At 51.8% G+C, this 3452-nt stretch carries 2 rRNA genes; both read left to right on the forward strand.

The features are described from left to right. Positions 1-364 precede the first annotated feature (364 nt). Positions 365-1893 (forward strand): 16S ribosomal RNA (locus HMPREF2845_RS00005). 305 nt (positions 1894-2198) lie between these two features. Next, a 23S ribosomal RNA gene (locus tag HMPREF2845_RS00010) occupies positions 2199-3452 on the forward strand; the annotation flags it as partial.

Here is a 3452-nt window from a genome sequence, read left to right on the forward strand (position 1 = left end):
GAGTTTAGGAAAGAAACTTTGTGGTGCGAATCACGGAAAACGGATTTGCATGACATACAAAACGCTGGTATAGTTGATTGAGTTGCCGCGGGAACGCGGTGATAACGAAATAACATGAATGACCGTTCAACGGTAAGACTTCTCGAAAGAGTAAGTTGAGGTGTTGAATCGGTGTGTTGCTTGAGAACTCAATAGTGTGCTTTGTTCAATAAAATCACCGAATGGTGATGGAAACTGAAACTAATACCAAATATTTATTTATATTTGATAATCATCAAATGGTTTCAAATTTAGTCAGCTTGAGTCACGCACCCCCGTGTGTGATTCGCTGTTTGAGATCAGATTATCAAGCTTTTCTATTTTTTCAACGGAGAGTTTGATTCTGGCTCAGGACGAACGCTGGCGGCGTGCTTAACACATGCAAGTCGAACGATGAAGCCTAGCTTGCTAGGTGGATTAGTGGCGAACGGGTGAGTAATACGTGAGTAACCTACCTTTAACTCTGGGATAAGCCTGGGAAACTGGGTCTAATACCGGATACGACCAATCTCCGCATGGGGTGTTGGTGGAAAGCGTTATGTAGTGGTTATAGATGGGCTCACGGCCTATCAGCTTGTTGGTGAGGTAATGGCTCACCAAGGCGACGACGGGTAGCCGGCCTGAGAGGGTGACCGGCCACACTGGGACTGAGACACGGCCCAGACTCCTACGGGAGGCAGCAGTGGGGAATATTGCACAATGGGCGCAAGCCTGATGCAGCGACGCCGCGTGAGGGATGACGGCCTTCGGGTTGTAAACCTCTGTTAGCAGGGAAGAAGAGAGATTGACGGTACCTGCAGAGAAAGCGCCGGCTAACTACGTGCCAGCAGCCGCGGTAATACGTAGGGCGCGAGCGTTGTCCGGAATTATTGGGCGTAAAGAGCTTGTAGGCGGTTTGTCGCGTCTGCTGTGAAAGGCCGGGGCTTAACTCCGTGTATTGCAGTGGGTACGGGCAGACTAGAGTGCAGTAGGGGAGACTGGAATTCCTGGTGTAGCGGTGGAATGCGCAGATATCAGGAGGAACACCGATGGCGAAGGCAGGTCTCTGGGCTGTAACTGACGCTGAGAAGCGAAAGCATGGGGAGCGAACAGGATTAGATACCCTGGTAGTCCATGCCGTAAACGTTGGGCACTAGGTGTGGGGGACATTCCACGTTTTCCGCGCCGTAGCTAACGCATTAAGTGCCCCGCCTGGGGAGTACGGCCGCAAGGCTAAAACTCAAAGAAATTGACGGGGGCCCGCACAAGCGGCGGAGCATGCGGATTAATTCGATGCAACGCGAAGAACCTTACCAAGGCTTGACATATACTGGACCGCATCAGAGATGGTGTTTCCCTTCGGGGCTGGTATACAGGTGGTGCATGGTTGTCGTCAGCTCGTGTCGTGAGATGTTGGGTTAAGTCCCGCAACGAGCGCAACCCTCGTTCTATGTTGCCAGCACGTTATGGTGGGGACTCATAGGAGACTGCCGGGGTCAACTCGGAGGAAGGTGGGGATGACGTCAAATCATCATGCCCCTTATGTCTTGGGCTTCACGCATGCTACAATGGCCGGTACAGAGGGTTGCGATACTGTGAGGTGGAGCTAATCCCTAAAAGCCGGTCTCAGTTCGGATTGGGGTCTGCAACTCGACCCCATGAAGTCGGAGTCGCTAGTAATCGCAGATCAGCAACGCTGCGGTGAATACGTTCCCGGGCCTTGTACACACCGCCCGTCAAGTCACGAAAGTTGGTAACACCCAAAGCCGGTGGCCTAACCCTTTTGGGAGGGAGCCGTCTAAGGTGGGATTGGCGATTGGGACTAAGTCGTAACAAGGTAGCCGTACCGGAAGGTGCGGCTGGATCACCTCCTTTCTAAGGAGCACATTTAGTTGGCCATGCTACCCGCGAGTGTCGGGTGGGTGGTTTTGCTCATGGGTGGAATGTTGGTTTTGGGTTGGATGAGGCGCATTGTTGGGTTTTGGGGTAACACGCATGTGTTGTTCCTTTGTTTGCCTGGCATGGTGATGATGCAGCTGTTGTGGTTGTGTTGTTGTTGTGTTGTGGGTTGTTGTTTGAGAACTATATAGTGGACGCGAGCATCTTCTGGAATTTGCGTTGAATCAATGCTTTGGTGTTGGTTTGATTGTTGATTTTAGATTCTTATTTTTCTTGATTGTGTGTAAGTTATTAAGGGCACACGGTGGATGCCTTGGCATTAAGAGCCGATGAAGGACGTGTGAATCTGCGATAAGCCTCGGGGAGCCGATAACTGGGCTGTGATCCGAGGATTTCCGAATGGGGAAACCTGGCTCATCTTCATGGTGAGTTACCGCCAGCTGAATGTATAGGCTGGTTGGGGGGAACGCGGGGAAGTGAAACATCTCAGTACCCGCAGGAAGAGAAAATAAAGTAATGATTCTGTGAGTAGTGGCGAGCGAAAGCGGAAGAGACTAAACCTGTGGTGTGTGATAGCGGTTAGGCGTTGCATCATGGGGGTTGTGGGAGTCACAGTGGCAGTTCTAACTGGCTGCCGGCATGATGTTCAGGATGGTAGGTGAACGACTTGGAATGGTCGGCCGTAGAGGGTGAGAGTCCCGTAATCGAAATTGTTCTGTCCGTGGTGTGGCCACCCGAGTAGCACGGGGCTCGTGGAATCTCGTGTGAATCTGCCAGGACCACCTGGTAAGTCTAAATACTTCTTAATGACCGATAGTGAATCAGTACCGTGAGGGAATGGTGAAAAGTACCCCGGGAGGGGAGTGAAATAGTACCTGAAACCGTGTGCTTACAAGCCGTTGGAGCCTTTTGGGGTGACAGCGTGCCTTTTGAAGAATGAGCCTGCGAGTTAGTGTTATGTCGCGAGGTTAACCCGTGTGGGGTATCCGTAGCGAAAGCGAGTCTGAATAGGGCGTTTGAGTGGCATGACCTAGACCCGAAGCGGAGTGATCTATCCATGGCCAGGTTGAAGCGACGGTAAGACGTCGTGGAGGACCGAACCCACTTCAGTTGAAAATGGAGGGGATGAGCTGTGGATAGGGGTGAAAGGCCAATCAAACTCTGTGATAGCTGGTTCTCCCCGAAATGCATTTAGGTGCAGCGTTACGTGTTTCTTGCCGGAGGTAGAGCTACTGGATGGCCGATGGGCCTTCACGGGTTACTGACGTCAGCTAAACTCCGAATGCCGGTAAGTGAGAGCGTAGCAGTGAGACAGTGGGGGATAAGCTTCATTGTCGAGAGGGAAACAGCCCAGACCACCAACTAAGGCCCCTAAGCGTGTGCTAAGTGGGAAAGGATGTGGAGTTGCTTAGACAACCAGGAGGTTGGCTTAGAAGCAGCCATCCTTGAAAGAGTGCGTAACAGCTCACTGGTCAAGTGATTCTGCGCCGATAATGTAGCGGGGCTCAAGTACACCGCCGAAGTTGTGGCAATGA

The sequence above is a fragment of the Rothia sp. HMSC065B04 genome (assembly GCF_001812285.1).
GTDB lineage: Bacteria > Actinomycetota > Actinomycetes > Actinomycetales > Micrococcaceae > Rothia > Rothia mucilaginosa.